15 protein-coding genes and 3 tRNA genes are annotated in these 15,687 nt (G+C 42.3%); 10 read left to right on the forward strand and 8 right to left on the reverse strand.

What is annotated here, in order from left to right; genetic code table 11:
• Positions 1-302: 302 nt before the first annotated feature.
• Positions 303-668: a hypothetical protein gene (locus tag SVI_RS10070; protein WP_013051424.1), complete on the forward strand. Its 366-nt coding sequence runs from the start codon at positions 303-305 to the stop codon at positions 666-668.
• 93 nt (positions 669-761) lie between these two features.
• Here the strand turns inward: SVI_RS10070 and bfr (SVI_RS10075) are convergent, their stop codons facing one another.
• The 3 genes from bfr (SVI_RS10075) to SVI_RS10085 all read right to left on the reverse strand — a co-directional run bounded on the left by bfr (SVI_RS10075) (position 762) and on the right by SVI_RS10085 (position 2,752).
• Positions 762-1,244 carry a bacterioferritin gene (gene bfr / locus SVI_RS10075; RefSeq protein ID WP_013051425.1) on the reverse strand — a complete coding sequence of 161 codons (483 nt, stop codon included), beginning with the start codon at positions 1,242-1,244 and terminating at the stop codon, positions 762-764.
• A gap of 1 nt (position 1,245) precedes the next feature.
• Positions 1,246-1,716: a bacterioferritin gene (bfr, locus tag SVI_RS10080; RefSeq protein ID WP_013051426.1), complete on the reverse strand. Its 471-nt coding sequence runs from the start codon at positions 1,714-1,716 to the stop codon at positions 1,246-1,248.
• A gap of 343 nt (positions 1,717-2,059) precedes the next feature.
• Positions 2,060-2,752, reverse strand: coding sequence for a tRNA/rRNA methyltransferase (locus SVI_RS10085; protein WP_013051427.1), 693 nt, complete (start codon positions 2,750-2,752; stop codon positions 2,060-2,062).
• Positions 2,753-3,243: 491 nt separating this feature from the next.
• Here SVI_RS10085 and SVI_RS20725 point away from each other — a divergent pair, with 491 nt between their 5' ends.
• Together SVI_RS20725 and SVI_RS10095 are read left to right on the forward strand one after the other, a co-directional pair.
• A complete protein-coding gene (locus SVI_RS20725; protein ID WP_013051428.1) occupies positions 3,244-3,978 on the forward strand; it encodes a class D sortase in 735 nt (244 codons plus the stop codon).
• Between the two features lie 42 nt (positions 3,979-4,020).
• Complete coding sequence (locus tag SVI_RS10095; RefSeq protein ID WP_041419858.1) at positions 4,021-4,551, forward strand: hypothetical protein; 531 nt, start codon at positions 4,021-4,023, stop codon at positions 4,549-4,551.
• A gap of 154 nt (positions 4,552-4,705) precedes the next feature.
• Here SVI_RS10095 and gap read toward each other — a convergent pair whose 3' ends face one another.
• Together gap and SVI_RS10110 are read right to left on the reverse strand one after the other, a co-directional pair.
• Positions 4,706-5,716 carry a type I glyceraldehyde-3-phosphate dehydrogenase gene (gene gap / locus SVI_RS10100; RefSeq protein ID WP_013051430.1) on the reverse strand — a complete coding sequence of 337 codons (1,011 nt, stop codon included), beginning with the start codon at positions 5,714-5,716 and terminating at the stop codon, positions 4,706-4,708.
• A gap of 240 nt (positions 5,717-5,956) precedes the next feature.
• Positions 5,957-6,805: a DUF2989 domain-containing protein gene (locus tag SVI_RS10110; RefSeq protein ID WP_013051431.1), complete on the reverse strand. Its 849-nt coding sequence runs from the start codon at positions 6,803-6,805 to the stop codon at positions 5,957-5,959.
• Between the two features lie 202 nt (positions 6,806-7,007).
• On the opposite strand from SVI_RS10110, the gene SVI_RS10115 reads away from it, so the two are divergent.
• From SVI_RS10115 to SVI_RS10135, 5 genes are all read left to right on the forward strand, one after another.
• Positions 7,008-8,444, forward strand: a complete 1,437-nt coding sequence (locus SVI_RS10115; RefSeq protein WP_013051432.1) for a glyceraldehyde-3-phosphate dehydrogenase — start codon at positions 7,008-7,010, stop codon at positions 8,442-8,444.
• A 273-nt stretch (positions 8,445-8,717) separates the two neighbouring features.
• Positions 8,718-8,793, forward strand: a tRNA-Gly gene (locus SVI_RS10120).
• A gap of 76 nt (positions 8,794-8,869) precedes the next feature.
• Positions 8,870-8,943, forward strand: a tRNA-Cys gene (locus SVI_RS10125).
• 81 nt (positions 8,944-9,024) lie between these two features.
• Positions 9,025-9,110, forward strand: a tRNA-Leu gene (locus SVI_RS10130).
• Positions 9,111-9,773: 663 nt separating this feature from the next.
• Entirely contained in the window at positions 9,774-10,967 is a 1,194-nt protein-coding gene (locus SVI_RS10135) for an amino acid aminotransferase (RefSeq protein WP_013051433.1), read from the forward strand.
• 68 nt (positions 10,968-11,035) lie between these two features.
• Here the strand turns inward: SVI_RS10135 and yvcK are convergent, their stop codons facing one another.
• On the reverse strand, positions 11,036-11,959 hold the full coding sequence (gene yvcK, locus SVI_RS10140) for a uridine diphosphate-N-acetylglucosamine-binding protein YvcK (RefSeq protein WP_013051434.1): 924 nt from the start codon (positions 11,957-11,959) through the stop codon (positions 11,036-11,038).
• Between the two features lie 138 nt (positions 11,960-12,097).
• Here yvcK and SVI_RS10145 point away from each other — a divergent pair, with 138 nt between their 5' ends.
• The gene (locus SVI_RS10145) at positions 12,098-12,910 is read left to right on the forward strand and encodes a glucosaminidase domain-containing protein (RefSeq protein WP_013051435.1); all 813 of its coding nucleotides are present in this window, start codon (positions 12,098-12,100) and stop codon (positions 12,908-12,910) included.
• On the forward strand, positions 12,903-13,529 hold the full coding sequence (locus SVI_RS10150; RefSeq protein WP_013051436.1) for a DUF2987 domain-containing protein: 627 nt from the start codon (positions 12,903-12,905) through the stop codon (positions 13,527-13,529). Before SVI_RS10145 ends, SVI_RS10150 begins: the two co-directional genes overlap by 8 nt.
• Before the next feature lie 115 nt (positions 13,530-13,644).
• On the opposite strand, the gene ttcA is transcribed toward SVI_RS10150, so the two are convergent.
• Both ttcA and uspE read right to left on the reverse strand, forming a co-directional pair.
• Positions 13,645-14,595 (reverse strand): tRNA 2-thiocytidine(32) synthetase TtcA, encoded by a 951-nt coding sequence (gene ttcA / locus SVI_RS10155; protein ID WP_013051437.1) that lies wholly within the window; start codon positions 14,593-14,595, stop codon positions 13,645-13,647.
• Between the two features lie 105 nt (positions 14,596-14,700).
• Positions 14,701-15,633, reverse strand: a complete 933-nt coding sequence (gene uspE / locus SVI_RS10160) for a universal stress protein UspE (RefSeq protein ID WP_013051438.1) — start codon at positions 15,631-15,633, stop codon at positions 14,701-14,703.
• Positions 15,634-15,687 lie beyond the last annotated feature (54 nt).

Consider the following 15,687-nt stretch of genomic DNA (forward strand, 5'->3'; position numbering starts at 1 on the left):
TACTAAGAATAAACCTTTAAGACAAAAAATGAATCCCTTGATAAAGTCATAAATGATTAGTAAGCAGTTTATTACCGTGTATTTTATTGTGACTAATGATAGCTCAGATTTATTGATTAATTCAGACCAAATATTCAATTCCAGCCCGTTAATATACAGGCTTGCTTATGGATTAATTTGTTAACTAAGTTAACAGGTTAATTACTGCCTCATGGGAAAGTTTGATACAACGTGCGGTTAAGGTCAGGTTCAGATATTGTCTTGCATAATAACGTCAGAGTTATCCTATTCCTCGAGTTTTTATGGAAACAAAGTTTATTCAAACTGGCTTATTTCAAGTCAAGTATTTCGATTCAATTAATGCGAAGGCTAGAGCCTCCAATTCAGTGATAGTGCAAGGTTCTCACAGGTTTAAAGAGGCTATAGACAACATGAGTATTTTGGCTAATTATTCACTGTTTGAGCTCTACCAAGGAGTACAGCGAATCCGTGTGGCAAGTCTCTTGACCCATAAATCCAATGCTCTGGAGATTTTCCGAGCGGTGATCTGCTCACAAATCAGTTCATTCGAGCAAGATATCTTACTTGGATACTTGAAACAGACTATTGATGCATTAGACGATGGCTTAAAACTCGGTGCTAACCAAGTTTTACGTGGGCTTAGCTAACAATAATGTCTATAAGGGTGAATAGAGAAAATCGAGTATCTCGATATTTACAGCAAGATACTCGACGCTTAATCAGAACAAGCTGGTGAGCCATTAGCTGTCCTGACTGCCCATCTGCGATTGTATATAATTATGTATGCCTATCTTATCTATCAAACCCAGATGTTGTTCCAACCAGTAGATATGATCCATTTCGGTATCATCGAGCAGATCTTCAAGTATTTCCCGGCTGATATAGTCTTGCTCAATTTCACATATGCCTATGATCTGTCTAAGACTCTCTGCCACGGTTCTTTCTGCCGCCAGATCGTTTTTCAACATCTGTTTGACATTGTCGCCAACGTTAATGGCTTGTCTTGACGCCGTATCTGGGGTTCCTTCCAAGAATAATATACGTTGAGTCAGGCGCTTTGCATGCTCTAACTCCTCTAGATATTCGTGAGACAGCTTCTCATGTAGCTTATTTATCCCCCAATCTTCATACATCTTAGAATGTGCCAAGTACTGATCCATCGAGGTTAACTCTAGGGTCAGTTGTTTGTTTAAGTGGTTGATGACGTTCTGAACACCTTTCATGTTAATCCTCCATCATGGTTTGCTGGTAATTCTCAATGCCTGTAGCACCTATGAGGAACTGCTGTGCCTCGATCCAATCTAAATGATCTTCTTCACCTTCTAAGATATCTTCGAGTAATTCTCGACTGACGTAATCCTCTTCGGTTTCACACAAGGCGATGGCTCCACGTAATGCCGCAATTTGTTCGTCTTGTAGATCTTTATCGCACTGGATCATCTCTTCTGTATGTTCACCAATGCGCAATTTATTCAATTGCTGCAGGTTAGGCAGGGCTTCTAAGAACAAAATACGTTCAATCAGATCATCTGCCTGTTTCATATCGAGAATCGATTTTTTATATTCTTTCTCGTTTAGCTCTTCTAATCCCCAGTTTTTAAAAATACGGGCATGTAGGAAGTATTGATTGATTGAAGTTAGTTCTAACAACAACATCTGATTCAGTACTTGGGTGACTTTACTCTTACCTTTCATCAGCACTCTCCAAAAACTAATTAACTTATGGGTCATATTGACCAAACAGTTAGCAAAGTGGCTAGTTGTTATCCAGACAATAGCCACTCCATAGCGAAACATGATCTATCTAGTTAAATAATAGGTAATACAGATCAGTCTGCTAGACCAAATTATTATGCTTGGAAATATTATATGTACGTGAAAGATAAGCAATTAATAAGGATAAGGAGAGTGATTCTCATTCAGAATATTAGCCTGTAACAGGCAAAAAAAAGCCTCATTATTTAATGAGGCTTTTAATTTTGTAAGCGGCTGAATACCATTCTTTATCTGCTAAAAATCTCAGTCTTGGTCAGGTTTTTCATTTGTCGGTATTGAGTTTCCTACCGATATCATTGAGCAGCTGATGAGCCATCTTACAGTCTCTGTCACCGAGCAAACTCATGCCATCGAGTAACCAGCGCGACAGTTTTACATCATCTTGGGTACCTAGCTCTTGTAACAAGAGTTGGGTTCTGTTTTTCAACGCTTGAAGTTGTCCCTCTTGGGGCTGGATTTGTTTCTGTTTAAGACGATTGTTGACCTCACTCAAGGCATAGCTATATACCATGACAGCCTGGGCAAGGTTGAGAGAAGGATAGTCGTTAATCAGTGGCACATAGGAGAATACATCGCATAATTCTAGCTCACTGTTAGACAAGCCGCTGGACTCGCGACCGAAGAGCAGGGCTATCTTCTTTACCGAATCTGATTGTTCTATTAAGGTGCCTTTTAGCTCGTCAGGTGTTAAGTACTGCCTGGGAGTCCCTCTCTCTCTCGCTGTAGTTGCTATAAGCTGATCATATTGTGCTCGTATATCTGCAACTGAGTCGACGACTAAAGTACGTTCCAAAATATCTGTGGCGCCATGGGCGACCCAATGGGCTTCTTTTTCGAGATGTAGACTCGAATTAACTAAAATAAGCTGTTCAAAGCCCATGGTTTTAATTGCCCTGGCGGCAGCACCGACATTGGCGGCTCGTGTGGGTTCTACGAGTACGAAAACAAGAGACATATAAAAGGCAGACTGAAAAATATAAATGGTTGCATATTTTTACCCGAACCTAGACCAAAGTAAATGGCTCTCCAATATTTTTAGAAGCCAATGTCTTATTTGTTCATCTTGTCACCCCAAAAAGGTGGGTATTGCTTAACACACTACCGGCTAACTAGTGCTGTAGCTTTATCCTGCGCCTGATGATCACCTCATAATAAACTGAAGAAGTATGCCTATACCAGAGTCATAATTGTCCCAGACAACTCGGTGTTCATTGTCGACTTTAATCATTAAAAACAAAAATAACCTCAAGATTATCATAGGGAAAACTAGTGATAGTTTGTTGCTAAATCACATTACCCAGCAATACATGTTGCATATTTGCAATATGGTGATAGTTTTGCCTAATCAAGGGATCATTTGCGTAACAAAAGGAAGTGGGGGCGAAACTGATACTAATAGAGCGTAGTCTTAAAATTCTTGGCCTTATTTGCCTATCTTTATTTATCATGGCCAAGCTTCATGCCGCCTATGGTGAACAAGTTGCCATAGATGATGTCAAAAATATCATCGCCTCGAATCAAGCCATATTTAAGCCATTACCAGTCAAGGTCTCAGCAAAAAAAAACATAGTCAAACCAAGTGTCGAAGATGTCGCTGCTAACTCGACTCATCTGCACAGGACTCAAGTTAAGCTCCCAACTCAGCCACTTCATCAGGGCTCACAGACAATCTCCAAGACAGGCGCCTCAAGTAAGCAGGAAGCCAGTAAGCAAGAGTCCAGCTTGTTACGACCCATGATGTCTGATTGGTCACAGACACGTATAGAGAGCTTTACCACCGCCAAACCAACCAGTCCCTTGCTAGGCCTGTTAGCCATTCCTTCCATCAAACTTGAAGTTGCCATTTTCGATGGCACAGCCGAGGTTAATCTTAATAAGGGTGTTGGCCGAGTTATCCCATCCAGGGGAATGAATGGCGAGGGTAACTTGAGTTTAGCTGGCCACAGGGATGGCTTCTTTCGAAAGATTGGCCAATTGACCTTAGGGCAGGAACTCAGCATCACAGATTTAAATGGACAAATTCATAGGTTCAGGGTGGTCGACACCTGGATAGTCGACCCCAAAGATACTTATGTAATGAAACGCACAAGCAGACCTTCGGTCACCTTGATCACCTGCTACCCCTTTTACTTTGTCGGTAGTGCCCCTCAGCGCTACATAGTCAGAGCCGAGCAGTTTTAAAGTCACGATATCTATGTAAGTTAACTAAAAAGGAAGATGAAAATGGATAAATCAATGCGCTTACTATTAATCGCTGGAGTACTTGCATCACCGGCTGCCTTGGCTAAAGATTGTAGTGAAGTAGACTGGAATCAGGATGTACTGGATAAATATCCAAGTGTAGCCAATGCTTGTCAGGAAGTCCTTGAACAAGATGGTAAGACCTACGTTAAACTGGCAGCTGAGTTCGTACGTTTTCGTCAGCCTAATCACGCCACGGTAGATGTTCGCGAAGCCGATGGTAGCACTGAGCGTTTATCATTTAAGGTCAATAGTAATGCGACTGTCAACGCCGGTGGCAAAGATGTTAGCTGGGAGATGATACCTAAGGGCTATGATCTTGCATTCTATGTCCCTAGCGACCGCTTTGAAATTCATCAGGTCCTCCCGGCGACTGAAGAGATACTGATCATAGAGGTGGAAGAACCTGCCGAGCTGCCTAAGACAGCTTCACTCTGGCCCGCCTTTGGTTTAGCCGGTGGTGTGTTCCTGATGCTTGGCCAGTTTATGGCATGGAGAAGAAGAGGGCAGTAAGCTCACTCTTTAAGTCATAAAAAAAGGAAGCCATTGGCTTCCTTTTTTATGCTCTGCCGAATAGCACTCTGTGTATATACAGGCATTATTCGGGCTAGATGTAGACATAAAAAAGCCAACCCTTGAGGTTGGCTTTTTCTAAAACAAGTTTAGATTACTTGGCAGTCATCAAAGCAACAGCGTTATCTAGCATACGGTTACTGAAACCCCACTCGTTATCATACCAAGCCATAACTTTAACTAGGCGACCATTGACGCGAGTTTGGGTCGCATCAAAGTTACATGAGAAGGGATTATGGTTGAAATCGATAGAAACCAAAGGCTCCTTATTGACGGCCAATACTTCATTCATTGGAGATACTGATGCGGCACTGTCGATAATCGCATTGATCTCTTCTACCGTAGTATCACGAGTCGAGATAAATGTTAAATCGACCAAAGACACGTTAACAGTAGGAACACGTACAGCTAATCCATCAAACTTACCGGCAAGCTCTGGAAGCACAAGTCCAACAGCAGCAGCAGCACCTGTCTTAGTTGGGATCATTGACATGGCAGCTGCACGAGCACGACGTAGATCTGTATGGTAAACATCAGACAAACGTTGGTCGTTGGTGTAAGCGTGAATCGTTGTCATCAGGCCTGACTCGATACCAATCTCATCGTTTAACGGCTTAACCATAGGAGCTAAACAGTTTGTAGTACAAGAAGCGTTCGACACAACAGTCATATCAGAGGTAATGACATTGTTGTTAACACCGTAAACAACGGTAGCGTCAACGTTTTTACCCGGTGCAGAGATAAGAACTTTCTTAGCTCCTGCATCTAGGTGTGGTTGTACTGCTTCTTTAGAAGTGAAGATACCGGTACATTCAAAAACCACATCAATATTTAATTCAGCCCAAGGCAGTTTAGACGGATCTCTTTCTGAGAAAGTCAGGATCTTATCTTGGTTAACATAGATGGCTTCTTCATCATGATCGACTTTAGCGTTAAAACGACCATGAACAGAATCATATTTTGTCAGGTGTGCGTTGATAGATGAATCGCCTAGATCATTGAGTGCGACGATTTGGATTGGGTAATCCTTTTCGCTTTCATAAAGTGCACGTAAAATATTTCGTCCGATACGGCCATAACCGTTAATTGCTACGCGGATAGTCATTCGATATCCCTCTGGTAATATGTAAAATAATCTTCTGGTTGTAAAATTACCAAACTGACAGCCACCGTCAAGTAATATCCCTTACAAAAGCCATTTATACATAACAATTTCGCTTTTATTTTTACATAGGTCATGTTTTTTACAAAAACTAGCCCCTTTTTTGTAAATATCTTCCGACATGGCATACATTTTTAATGGGAAGAGTTCTTAACAAAACGTTTATGGCCTGGCAGTCCTTATCTATTGACTCACAGTGGTTCTTTGCAGCATTTTCTTGATATCGCTGGAAGAAAATGCACCACTTTCTATTACGTCCACGAGCACTTCGGCCTGTGAGTCGAGATATGTCTGTAAAGGTTTGTCGCCATAGATTAATCCGAGCATCTTCTCTTCCGACACATTCTGTTCAGTCATCAAGACATTGGCTCTGGCCAATAAATACGTTAACTCCAGATCCTTAAGCTTTTGGTAATTATTTGATAAGCCTAATAGCCAATCTGGATTGAAATTATCCTTGTTACTGAGATCCAGCACTTGGAGATAAATCAGATTAGATTGTAAAGCATCAAACTTTTGATAATAGGAAGCCACTCGGGACAGTAATAATATGTCATCTATTTGATGATTTTTATAAGCCGCTAACACTATTTTCTGTGCTTCTATGTCATTGAAGCGTGTCCAGTGATAGAAGGCTAGGTAAAGATCTTGGCTATTCTTAGTGGTGTCTTGAAGCTGAGACAAGGTTTGGGCACTCAAACCAAAGGCGCGAACTCGATCGTTGCTTCTCTCAGGATGGAGAATATGTTTTACACCGGCGGCCAGTTCTATGCACTTATTGTACTTTTCTAAGTTGAGCAGTTGCTCATATAACTGTTTGCCAGAAGGCGATTGGGTAAACTTTAGCTCATATCTTTTACGAATTAAGTCGCCTTTTTCATATCTACACCAACTATCGGCATGAAGATCGCTACAAAGTTCAGGATTATTTTTACAAATGGATCCTGTATCTAGTTGTTTTTCACAGCCTGATAGCCCTGAAAATGCAACAAAGCTAATAAATGATGTAATTATTACAAAATTTCGTGTCAAAATAGGCTCCGAGCCATTTTTTTGCTAATAAAATTACAGCGTTACAAAAAATATCTTGCTAGCCTGAAAGGCTACTTTTCATTACAATAGCGCCGACCACAAGGGGATTAGCCCCTATTATTAATTAGAGTATTGGTCTTTTCTTTTTGTTACTCAATCATTTCTGAAAAAAAAACAGAAAAGAGAGATAAAGGATTTGTGAATGAGCGCTGATAAACACCTACAAAGCTGGCAAGAACGTTTCGAAATGGCAGAGGCTATGCAGCCCTTGCTTGGTAAGTTATATCGTAATCAAGGTGTCGAAGTCGTTTTATACGGTAAGCCGCTTCTCAATGCCTCTACCATTGAGATCATCAAATCTCACCGTCTGGTGCGTCGTTTTGTTGGCCATAAACTCAGATTGCGTGAAAGCTTTCCTTTCGTAGAAGCATTAAGCAAACTCGCCGTTAAACAGTGTAAAGTTGATATAGGCAAGCTGGCTATCAACTATTGGCGTGAACATAAAGATGGCAGTGATATCGAAGCTTATATGAGCCGTGAGCTTGCATCTGCTATCGATCATGAAGATACCCAAGAAGCCAGAGATGTTGTGCTTTATGGTTTTGGCCGCATCGGTCGCTTACTCGCTCGCTTATTAATAGAAAAAACGGGTGTGAGTAATAAGCTACGTCTTCGCGCTATCGTACTACGCGGTGGTCGCAAGGGTGATTTAGAAAAACGTGCGAGCCTGCTTAGACGTGATTCAGTTCATGGACCGTTCAATGGTTCTGTAGAAGTCGATGAAGAGAACAATGCCCTTATAGCTAACGGCACGTATATTCAGGTGATATATGCTAACTCACCAGATGAAGTGGATTACACTAAGTACGGCATCAAGGATGCGCTAGTAGTAGACAACACAGGTATCTGGAAAGATGAAGATGGACTTGGCCTTCATCTAAAGTCTAAAGGTGTATCTAAAGTCTTGCTTACTGCCCCAGCTAAAGGTCAGATTAAAAACATCGTTTTCGGTGTGAATGAATCTGACATCCTCAGTGAAGACAAGATAGTGTCAGCGGCTAGCTGTACTACTAATGCAATCACACCAATATTGAAAGCGATGAATGATAAGTATGGCATCACCAACGGTCATGTAGAAACTATTCACTCATATACCAATGACCAGAATTTGATTGATAACTATCATAGTGCTGATCGTCGTGGTCGTAGTGCACCATTAAACATGGTTATCACTGAAACAGGTGCGGCTAAAGCAGTTGCTAAAGCTTTACCAGCACTTGCAGGTAAGCTAACCGGTAATGCTATCCGTGTTCCTACACCGAACGTATCTATGGCCATCATATCTTTGAATCTTGAAGGTGAGACAGATAAAGAGCAGGTTAATGAATACCTACGTGACATGTCATTGCATTCAGACCTTCAGAATCAAATTGATTTTACTGACTCAACAGAGATAGTCTCGTCTGATCTGGTTGGTTCTCGTTACGCCGGCGTTATCGATTCACACGCGACGATTGCTGAGGGTAACCGTGCCATTCTTTATGTTTGGTACGATAATGAATTTGGTTACAGCTGCCAGGTTGTAGGCGTTATGCAGAAGATGCTTGATCTTAACTATCAATCATTACCAAACAGCTAATAAATGACCAGCTGGTCGCTTAACCCCTAATTAAAAAAGCCTAGTTAATTCTAGGCTTTTTAGTTTTTACCGCCGTATTGAACATTGATTAATCAGAAGTTTGTGTATTTTTAACCATAACGACCACTTTAACAACAGTCAGAAGAAAAAGCGCAATAAACGCTATTTTCATGATTGACTCTCGGCAGTAAAACGGTAGAATGCCATTCCGCAGTCAGGGGAAAGCTTCTTAAGAAAGAACTTGCTGCAAGTATGATTGATAAATTGATGTAAGCGACATTAGCTCAGTTGGTAGAGCGATACCTTGCCAAGGTATAGGTCATCGGTTCGAACCCGATATGTCGCTCCAATCATACTGATTATCTAAGAAGAGCCAGTTGATTGATTATTCAAATCAACAGTGTATCTTACAGATAATAAAATTTGGCGCGATGGCAGAATGGCTATGCTACGGATTGCAAATCCGTCTATCTCGGTTCAACTCCGGGTCGCGCCTCCACATTTAGATTGTGATGAGTGTTTTCTTTGAGAGACACAGTATTAACTACCGATAATACGTATCATCAGAATCAACGAGTTTGCCCGAGTGGTGGAATCGGTAGACACAAGGGATTTAAAATCCCTCGCTTAATAGGCGTGCCGGTTCAAGTCCGGCCTCGGGTACCATCATTTAAGCCCTGACATAAGTCGGGGCTTTTTTGTATCTGAAATCCAGAAAAGATTTAAAATCCATCGCTACTCTTCGCTTGATAAGAGCGGGCATGTGCCGGTTCAGCTTTCTTTATCTAAGAGCTTGGCCTTGGTTACCATGCCTAAGATGACAACACAGCACAGAAACTGGTTAAAACACTCCTTACTCTTTTGCCTTTATAAGAGTAGGGCTGGTGCAGATTTAAGCACTTGCTTCCTTTCCTTTCCTTTCCTTTATTATGAGAGGAGAGGAGAGGAGAGCAGGGGCGATGAAGAAAAATTTAGACTCTAAGCTTCTGCATGACTTATTAGGCAGGCAGCTTTGTAACTAAGGTTTCTAGGTAATTAAAACCTGATTTTAAATTTTACTTATCACTCCAGGTTCAATGAATTGAACTGACTGCTTTTTTATCCCATAAATTTTAATCAGGCGTAAATTGATGCTTTTTTATCAAGGTGAGAATCCTTAACAAAACTACCTTATAAATCAATATTATTCATAATTTTGCCGATTTATTGCTTGTTCCTGTAAATTATAACTATTTTTTATTATCATACAAAAACTCGCTTTCGGTGCCTGACTCACAATGGTATAAAGAGAGTTTAGAACAGCTAACCTCATCTTTTTAGGAAGACGTCATGATATTTACCCAGATTGAACTTGCTCCTGCCGATCCCATTTTAGGCCTCACCGATGCTTTTAAAGCTGATACAAGAACAGAAAAAGTAAATCTCGGTGTGGGAATTTATAAGGACGAGTCAGGTTCGACTCCAATACTCAAATCGGTCAAGCTTGCCGAAGAGAGATTACTTGCCACACAGAAGAGCAAAAGTTATCTGGGCATTGAAGGCGTTGAGGCATATAACCTTGTAGTACAAGAGCTGCTTTTTGGTGCCGACCACGACATTATTAAAAATAAGCGAGCTTTAACGGCTCAAGCCCCAGGTGGAACCGGCTCTCTAAGAGTGGCCGCTGAGTTTTTAGTCCGTAACACGGACTCAAAAACAATCTGGGTAAGTAATCCGACCTGGGCGAACCATCAGAATATCTTTAAATCTGCATCACTCAATATTAAGCAATATCGCTATTACAAGGCTGAGACTCATGGTAAAGATTTTGATGCCATGGTTACTGATCTCAAAACAGCGAAAGCGGGTGATCTGGTGTTATTGCATGGTTGCTGTCATAACCCAACCGGTATAGACCTTACCCAGGCCGAGTGGCATATAATGGCCGAACTCTGCGTCGAGCTAGGATTAGTGCCCTTATTTGATTTTGCCTACCAAGGTTTCGGTGCTGGCGTAGAAGAAGACGCACAAGGCTTAAGAATTGTCGCTAATAAGGTGCCTGAACTTATCATAGCCAACTCTTTCTCTAAGAACTTTGGCCTGTATAACGAAAGAATTGGTGCCGTTACCTTAGTCGCCGCAAACCAAGCCGATGTCACTAAGGCTTTCAGCCAGGTAAAAAGTACAATTCGTGGCAACTACTCTAATCCGCCGGCTCATGGCGCACTGATCGTCAGTACCATTCTCGGGGATAGTGAGTTAAAAACACTTTGGCAGAGTGAATTAAAAGAGATGCGTGAGCGTATTGGAAAAATGCGTAGCTTATTTGTCGAGACACTAAAGTCTGAAGGTGTTAAACAAGACTTTAGCTTTATCTCTACGCAAAATGGTATGTTCAGTTTTTCAGGCTTAACCAAAGAGCAGGTCGCTAAACTTAAAGATGAGCACGCGGTATACATAGTGGGCTCCGGCCGAATCAGTGTCGCGGGCATGACAATTGAAAATATGCCAGTGATCTGTAAAGCCATTGCAGCCGTACTCTAGTTACTGCATCATCATTGTAAAATGAAAAAGGACAGCTAATGCTGTCCTTTTCGTCTCTTAGCCCGAGTCTAAACGGCGACTAAAATATCATTCTGCTTTATGTCTAACTCAAGCATACTCGCCAAGGCATCGGCAAGCGCCGTTTTGTCATGTAAGCCCACATGGTGTTTACTCACTAATGGTCGATAAGAGATGATGCCATCTTGATAACTGTCTTCAGAGTGACATAACACCTGATCTATCACCTTAAGGCCTAAGATTTGGTGGCACCAGTCAATCCTCTGCTGTAGAGAAAAGTTCGCCGATGATGAGGGTTCACGAGTCAAGTTATCGACTAAGATGACTTTAGCTTTCGATTCGTTAAGTGCTGATGCAAATTTTGCTAATAATAACGGCGGCATAATACTGGTAAGGAAACTGCCTGGTCCCAATATCACTAAATCAGCCTTTCTTACGGCTTCACACGCTTCACAGGTGGCTGCCACCATAGGCTCTAGCGACAAGGCCATGGGATGAGTGTCCATGCCATCGACACTGGTTTCGCCAAAGACTCGATTACCACAGGCTTCAATTGCCACCAAATGGGTAGGTTCTTCAGACATAGGGATCACCTTAGTCTCAATATTAAGCAGTTCCCTGATGAGATTTACCGCTTCTAATGGCCTCACACAGAGCTGATCTAAGGCCAGCAAGATAAGATTACCTAGGTTATGGCCGCTTAATTCATTTTCCCCAGAAAATCTGTACTCGAATAACAGAGAGCCGATAGAAGGGCGACTTGAGAGTTGTGATAAACAGTTTCTGAGGTCTCCCCAGGCGATACAATCTTGCTGTTCACGTAACCGACCCGTTGAGCCTCCGTTGTCCGTGGTAGCGACAACGCCGGTGAGCTTAGCACCTAGAAATGAGAGAGATGACAACACACGTCCCAGTCCATGGCCTCCACCAACTGCGACTATGTTTTCAAATTGATTTAATTTGTTATTTTGCATCCGGGTGTTTCCTTCCTGAATACCCAACCAATATGCGATGGCTTCGATTATAACTTACAACATGGAATTTGTATGGGGTTTTGTCAATTAAGTTATATGACATATAATCACTGTCAGTTTTGAACACAAGAGAAAAAAATGAAATCAGGTAGAGTCGCTAAATTAACCGTGTCCTTGAGTCTAGTGATTGTCACCATCATTCTTTTACGACTCATCTTCATTAAAACAGTCGATAATGATCAGGGGACTCTGGGTAAATTAATTGAGAATCAACAGACCATAAATCGGATCCCTGACTTTAAGTCTATTGCTGATCTGCCTCAAATGAAGCGAGCATTCTTTGATTATCTCCGCCCGTCAATTCGTCATCAAAACGCCATTATCACCCAGGAGCGTCAATATCTTTCACTCAGCTATCAGCACCTGCAAGATGGGCTAACGCTCACCCAAGGCGAACACTTCAAAATTGAAGAGATTGCCAATAAATATCAGTACTCACCTAGAAGTATCAATGCCAAGACCCTAAGTGAACTCTTGAATAGAGTCGACATCATCCCTGAGTCGCTGGTACTTATCCAAGCCGCCAACGAATCGGGTTGGGGCAGCGTTCGTTTTGCACGAGAGGGGCTCAACTTTTTTGGCCAATGGTGTTTCAAGCAAGGATGTGGACTTGTGCCTCTGTCCCGCAGCCCGGGTAAATTCCATGAAGTCGCAGTGTTCAATTCAGTAGAGGATTCGGTGGCATCTTATATGAGAAACCTCAATTCCAATGCCGCCTATTCATTATTAAGATCTATTCGTGCAGATTTACGTGCACAAGACAAACTTCCCGTTGCAGATCAGTTAGTATACGGCCTAGTTAATTATTCCGAACGACAGGAGGCATATATAGATGACCTCTTGGAGATGTTACGTCAAAACAAGCAGTATTTGCTGGAGAATCATGAATAAAGGCCTTCTATTTAGCTGTTTACTCGTTGCAGTTACTTCGGTACAAGCAGCACCAATATCCATACCATACCAAGGTTTTTTTCAAAGACTTAAACAAGTTAATAAGGGGAACTATCCATTAGTGGAGATCGCTTTTTCTGTACCTAACAAGTCTAAATGTTTAATAAAAAGTGGCACCATCACCACGGAGACAGAATCTTTCCCGCTGACGATCACACAGGATCAGAGAATATTCTTACCCTATGATGCCAGGCTCAAGTCAGATAGGGCATTAGTGAATTTGGACATTAAAGGCTCAGCCGATAATTGCAATATCTCTATGCAAGTCAGGGCTAAGAACACCAAACAGAGTTATAGCCAGAAAGAGTTACTGGAACTACAGGCTGAGATGAACACTATGCTGAGCGACATGCAGGGATTCCCTATGCGTTATTTCAGCCAAGATATCGAAGGCATTAACTTCGAGTTTGAATCTGGCAGCCAAACATCGGTTAAAATCGATGGCCAAAGACAAGTTTTCACTGACAAATTAAGACTTTCTCAAGAGCAGCTAAATAAGCTCTCTGTGGTAGAGTTTGACACTAAGCCCTTAGTCATCAGTCCATGGACTCATGGTTAATACTGATCAGTAAAGCAATCAGCTAAACTCAGCTTGACTGAAAACAAAAATCCCGGCACTGGCCGGGATTTTTCTGTTCCAGGGCTCAATCATAAATGATCGTCCCAAGATAACATTAAGGCGTATAGGTACTCACAACGTCAATCATCTGCTCTTTCGTCGCTCGACTCGCCGCATCCAGATCGATATGACCATTATTAGCCACATCGAGGAAATCGAAAGCCGGTAAATCTGACTCGGCGACTTCTCCCTTCAAGGGAGCGTCTGCATCTCTCTTAAGTGCAAGGAAATCGAACTTCTCCCGGTCAACGCCCTGTGAAGGTGACGTATTCTGCATGGCGGTGAAGATAGATTCGATTCGTCCAGGATGCTCTGTGTCCCATTGCTCGAGCATGGCCTTTACCGATGCACGTTTGAGGTTTTCCTGAGAGCCACAAAGATTACATGGAATAATAGGGAACGACTTAAGTTCAGCATATTCGGCTATGTCTTTCTCGCGCGAATAAGCCAATGGACGTATCACCATGTTGGCACCATCATCAGACAGGAGCTTAGGCGGCATGGCTTTCTGCTTACCGGCATAAAACATGTTTAGGAACATGGTTTCTATGATGTCATCTCTATGATGCCCTAAGGCAATCTTAGTCGCGCCAATTTGTTGAGCGAATCCATAGAGGGTACCGCGACGGAGTCGTGAACATAAAGAGCACGTCTTTTGCCCCTCAGGGATCTTGGACCTGACGATAGAATAGGTGTCTTTCTCAAGGATATGATAGGCGACGTTAAGAGAGTCGAGATAATTGGGTAGCACCTCTTCAGGAAAACCTGGCTGCTTCTGATCTAAGTTAACCGCCACGATTTCGAACTTGATGGGTGCTCTTTGCTGAAGGTTGAGTAAGATATCCAACATAGCGTAGCTGTCTTTGCCCCCAGAGAGACAACACATCACACGATCACCTTCTTCTATCATCTGGTAGTCGGCAATCGCCTTACCCACTTCACTACGTAATTTTCTTTGTAGCTTACTCATGCGGGTGAGCTGTGTTTTTGAGAGTATGTCGGACATAAAAAACGCGCCTAATTACACTTGAATTCTGGGCGCGTATTATATAGCAAAATGATGAAGTTTAGAACCGGCCTAATTTTTTACCTTAGGCCAATACTGCGCTAATTAATCTTCGGCTAAGGGTGAGCGGTAACCATCGGGTTTAATGGCTAACAGATCACAGTTAATACTGTCGATAACATGTTCGGCTGTATTGCCAATCAGAGCCGCCGAGAAACCGGTGCGGCCTACAGTGCCTAAAATGACTAATTCGGCATCTATCTGTCGGGCAATATCAGGAATCACATCTTCGGGTAAGCCTTCTTTCACATGACAAAAATCGCTGGAGATATCGAAACTGTTGGCCAGATAGCAAACCCTCTGTTCGTGCTGCATCCGAATCGTTTCACCATAGGTATGGGCATCGAAATCTGGTAGTTCTATAGCTAGATTGACTGGTGTTCCCGGATAACCGTTAACCAGATGGACTTGGGCATCGAATTGGTTTGCGAGTGCTTTTGCATGTTCGATGATCTTGCCGTTGAGCGTCTGATGATCATCATCTTCTGAACCCACATTGATGGCGCAGAGTATTTTGCCAGCGACGGGCCAAGCATGATCTTTAACTAATAGCACAGGTACAGGTGCTTTGCGCATCAAGTGCCAGTCGGTAGGTGTGAAAATGACAGATTTCAGCTTGTCGTGAAGATGTGTTCCTTTGACTATGATGTCGAAACTGCCCGATATAGCAAATTGGATGATGCTCTCGAAGGGGCGATTATGCCAAATAACTTCACTTTCGATTTGAATATTATCTTTAGTGTAGCCAATCAAAAGCTCTTCTAACCAAGCCTGACGTTGAGATATTACTCCCTGGCGCATTGCTTCTCGCTCATGGCCCGAAAGGATCGAGGTCATCTCATAGGAAAAATCAAAGATAGAGAGAAAGACGGTAATACTGGCACTATTTGCAGAAGCGAGATCGATTGCTCTGGCAAGAGCCGGCTGTACGTCACTGCTAGGATCGATAACAACTAAGAGCTTCTTTAAATTTTTCATAGTCATTCCTTAATTCAGACAATGAATTAATAATGAGCTAAAGAGCACAAAATG

The sequence above is a fragment of the Shewanella violacea DSS12 genome, from assembly GCF_000091325.1.
GTDB lineage: Bacteria > Pseudomonadota > Gammaproteobacteria > Enterobacterales > Shewanellaceae > Shewanella > Shewanella violacea.

What these genes read in the sequence shown, in the direction of transcription:
- yvcK (WP_013051434.1), bottom strand. Translation starts at nt 11,959, where the DNA reads ATGCAAAATAACAAATTAAATCAATTTGAAAACATAGTCGCAGTTGGT.
- SVI_RS10085 (WP_013051427.1), bottom strand. Translation starts at nt 2,752, where the DNA reads ATGTCTCTTGTTTTCGTACTCGTAGAACCCACACGAGCCGCCAATGTC.
- ttcA (WP_013051437.1), bottom strand. Translation starts at nt 14,595, where the DNA reads ATGTCCGACATACTCTCAAAAACACAGCTCACCCGCATGAGTAAGCTA.
- SVI_RS10095 (WP_041419858.1), top strand. Translation starts at nt 4,021, where the DNA reads ATGGATAAATCAATGCGCTTACTATTAATCGCTGGAGTACTTGCATCA.
- SVI_RS10070 (WP_013051424.1), top strand. Translation starts at nt 303, where the DNA reads ATGGAAACAAAGTTTATTCAAACTGGCTTATTTCAAGTCAAGTATTTC.
- uspE (WP_013051438.1), bottom strand. Translation starts at nt 15,633, where the DNA reads ATGAAAAATTTAAAGAAGCTCTTAGTTGTTATCGATCCTAGCAGTGAC.
- SVI_RS20725 (WP_013051428.1), top strand. Translation starts at nt 3,244, where the DNA reads ATGGCCAAGCTTCATGCCGCCTATGGTGAACAAGTTGCCATAGATGAT.
- SVI_RS10150 (WP_013051436.1), top strand. Translation starts at nt 12,903, where the DNA reads ATGAATAAAGGCCTTCTATTTAGCTGTTTACTCGTTGCAGTTACTTCG.
- gap (WP_013051430.1), bottom strand. Translation starts at nt 5,716, where the DNA reads ATGACTATCCGCGTAGCAATTAACGGTTATGGCCGTATCGGACGAAAT.
- SVI_RS10145 (WP_013051435.1), top strand. Translation starts at nt 12,098, where the DNA reads ATGAAATCAGGTAGAGTCGCTAAATTAACCGTGTCCTTGAGTCTAGTG.
- SVI_RS10135 (WP_013051433.1), top strand. Translation starts at nt 9,774, where the DNA reads ATGATATTTACCCAGATTGAACTTGCTCCTGCCGATCCCATTTTAGGC.
- bfr (WP_013051426.1), bottom strand. Translation starts at nt 1,716, where the DNA reads ATGAAAGGTAAGAGTAAAGTCACCCAAGTACTGAATCAGATGTTGTTG.
- bfr (WP_013051425.1), bottom strand. Translation starts at nt 1,244, where the DNA reads ATGAAAGGTGTTCAGAACGTCATCAACCACTTAAACAAACAACTGACC.
- SVI_RS10115 (WP_013051432.1), top strand. Translation starts at nt 7,008, where the DNA reads ATGAGCGCTGATAAACACCTACAAAGCTGGCAAGAACGTTTCGAAATG.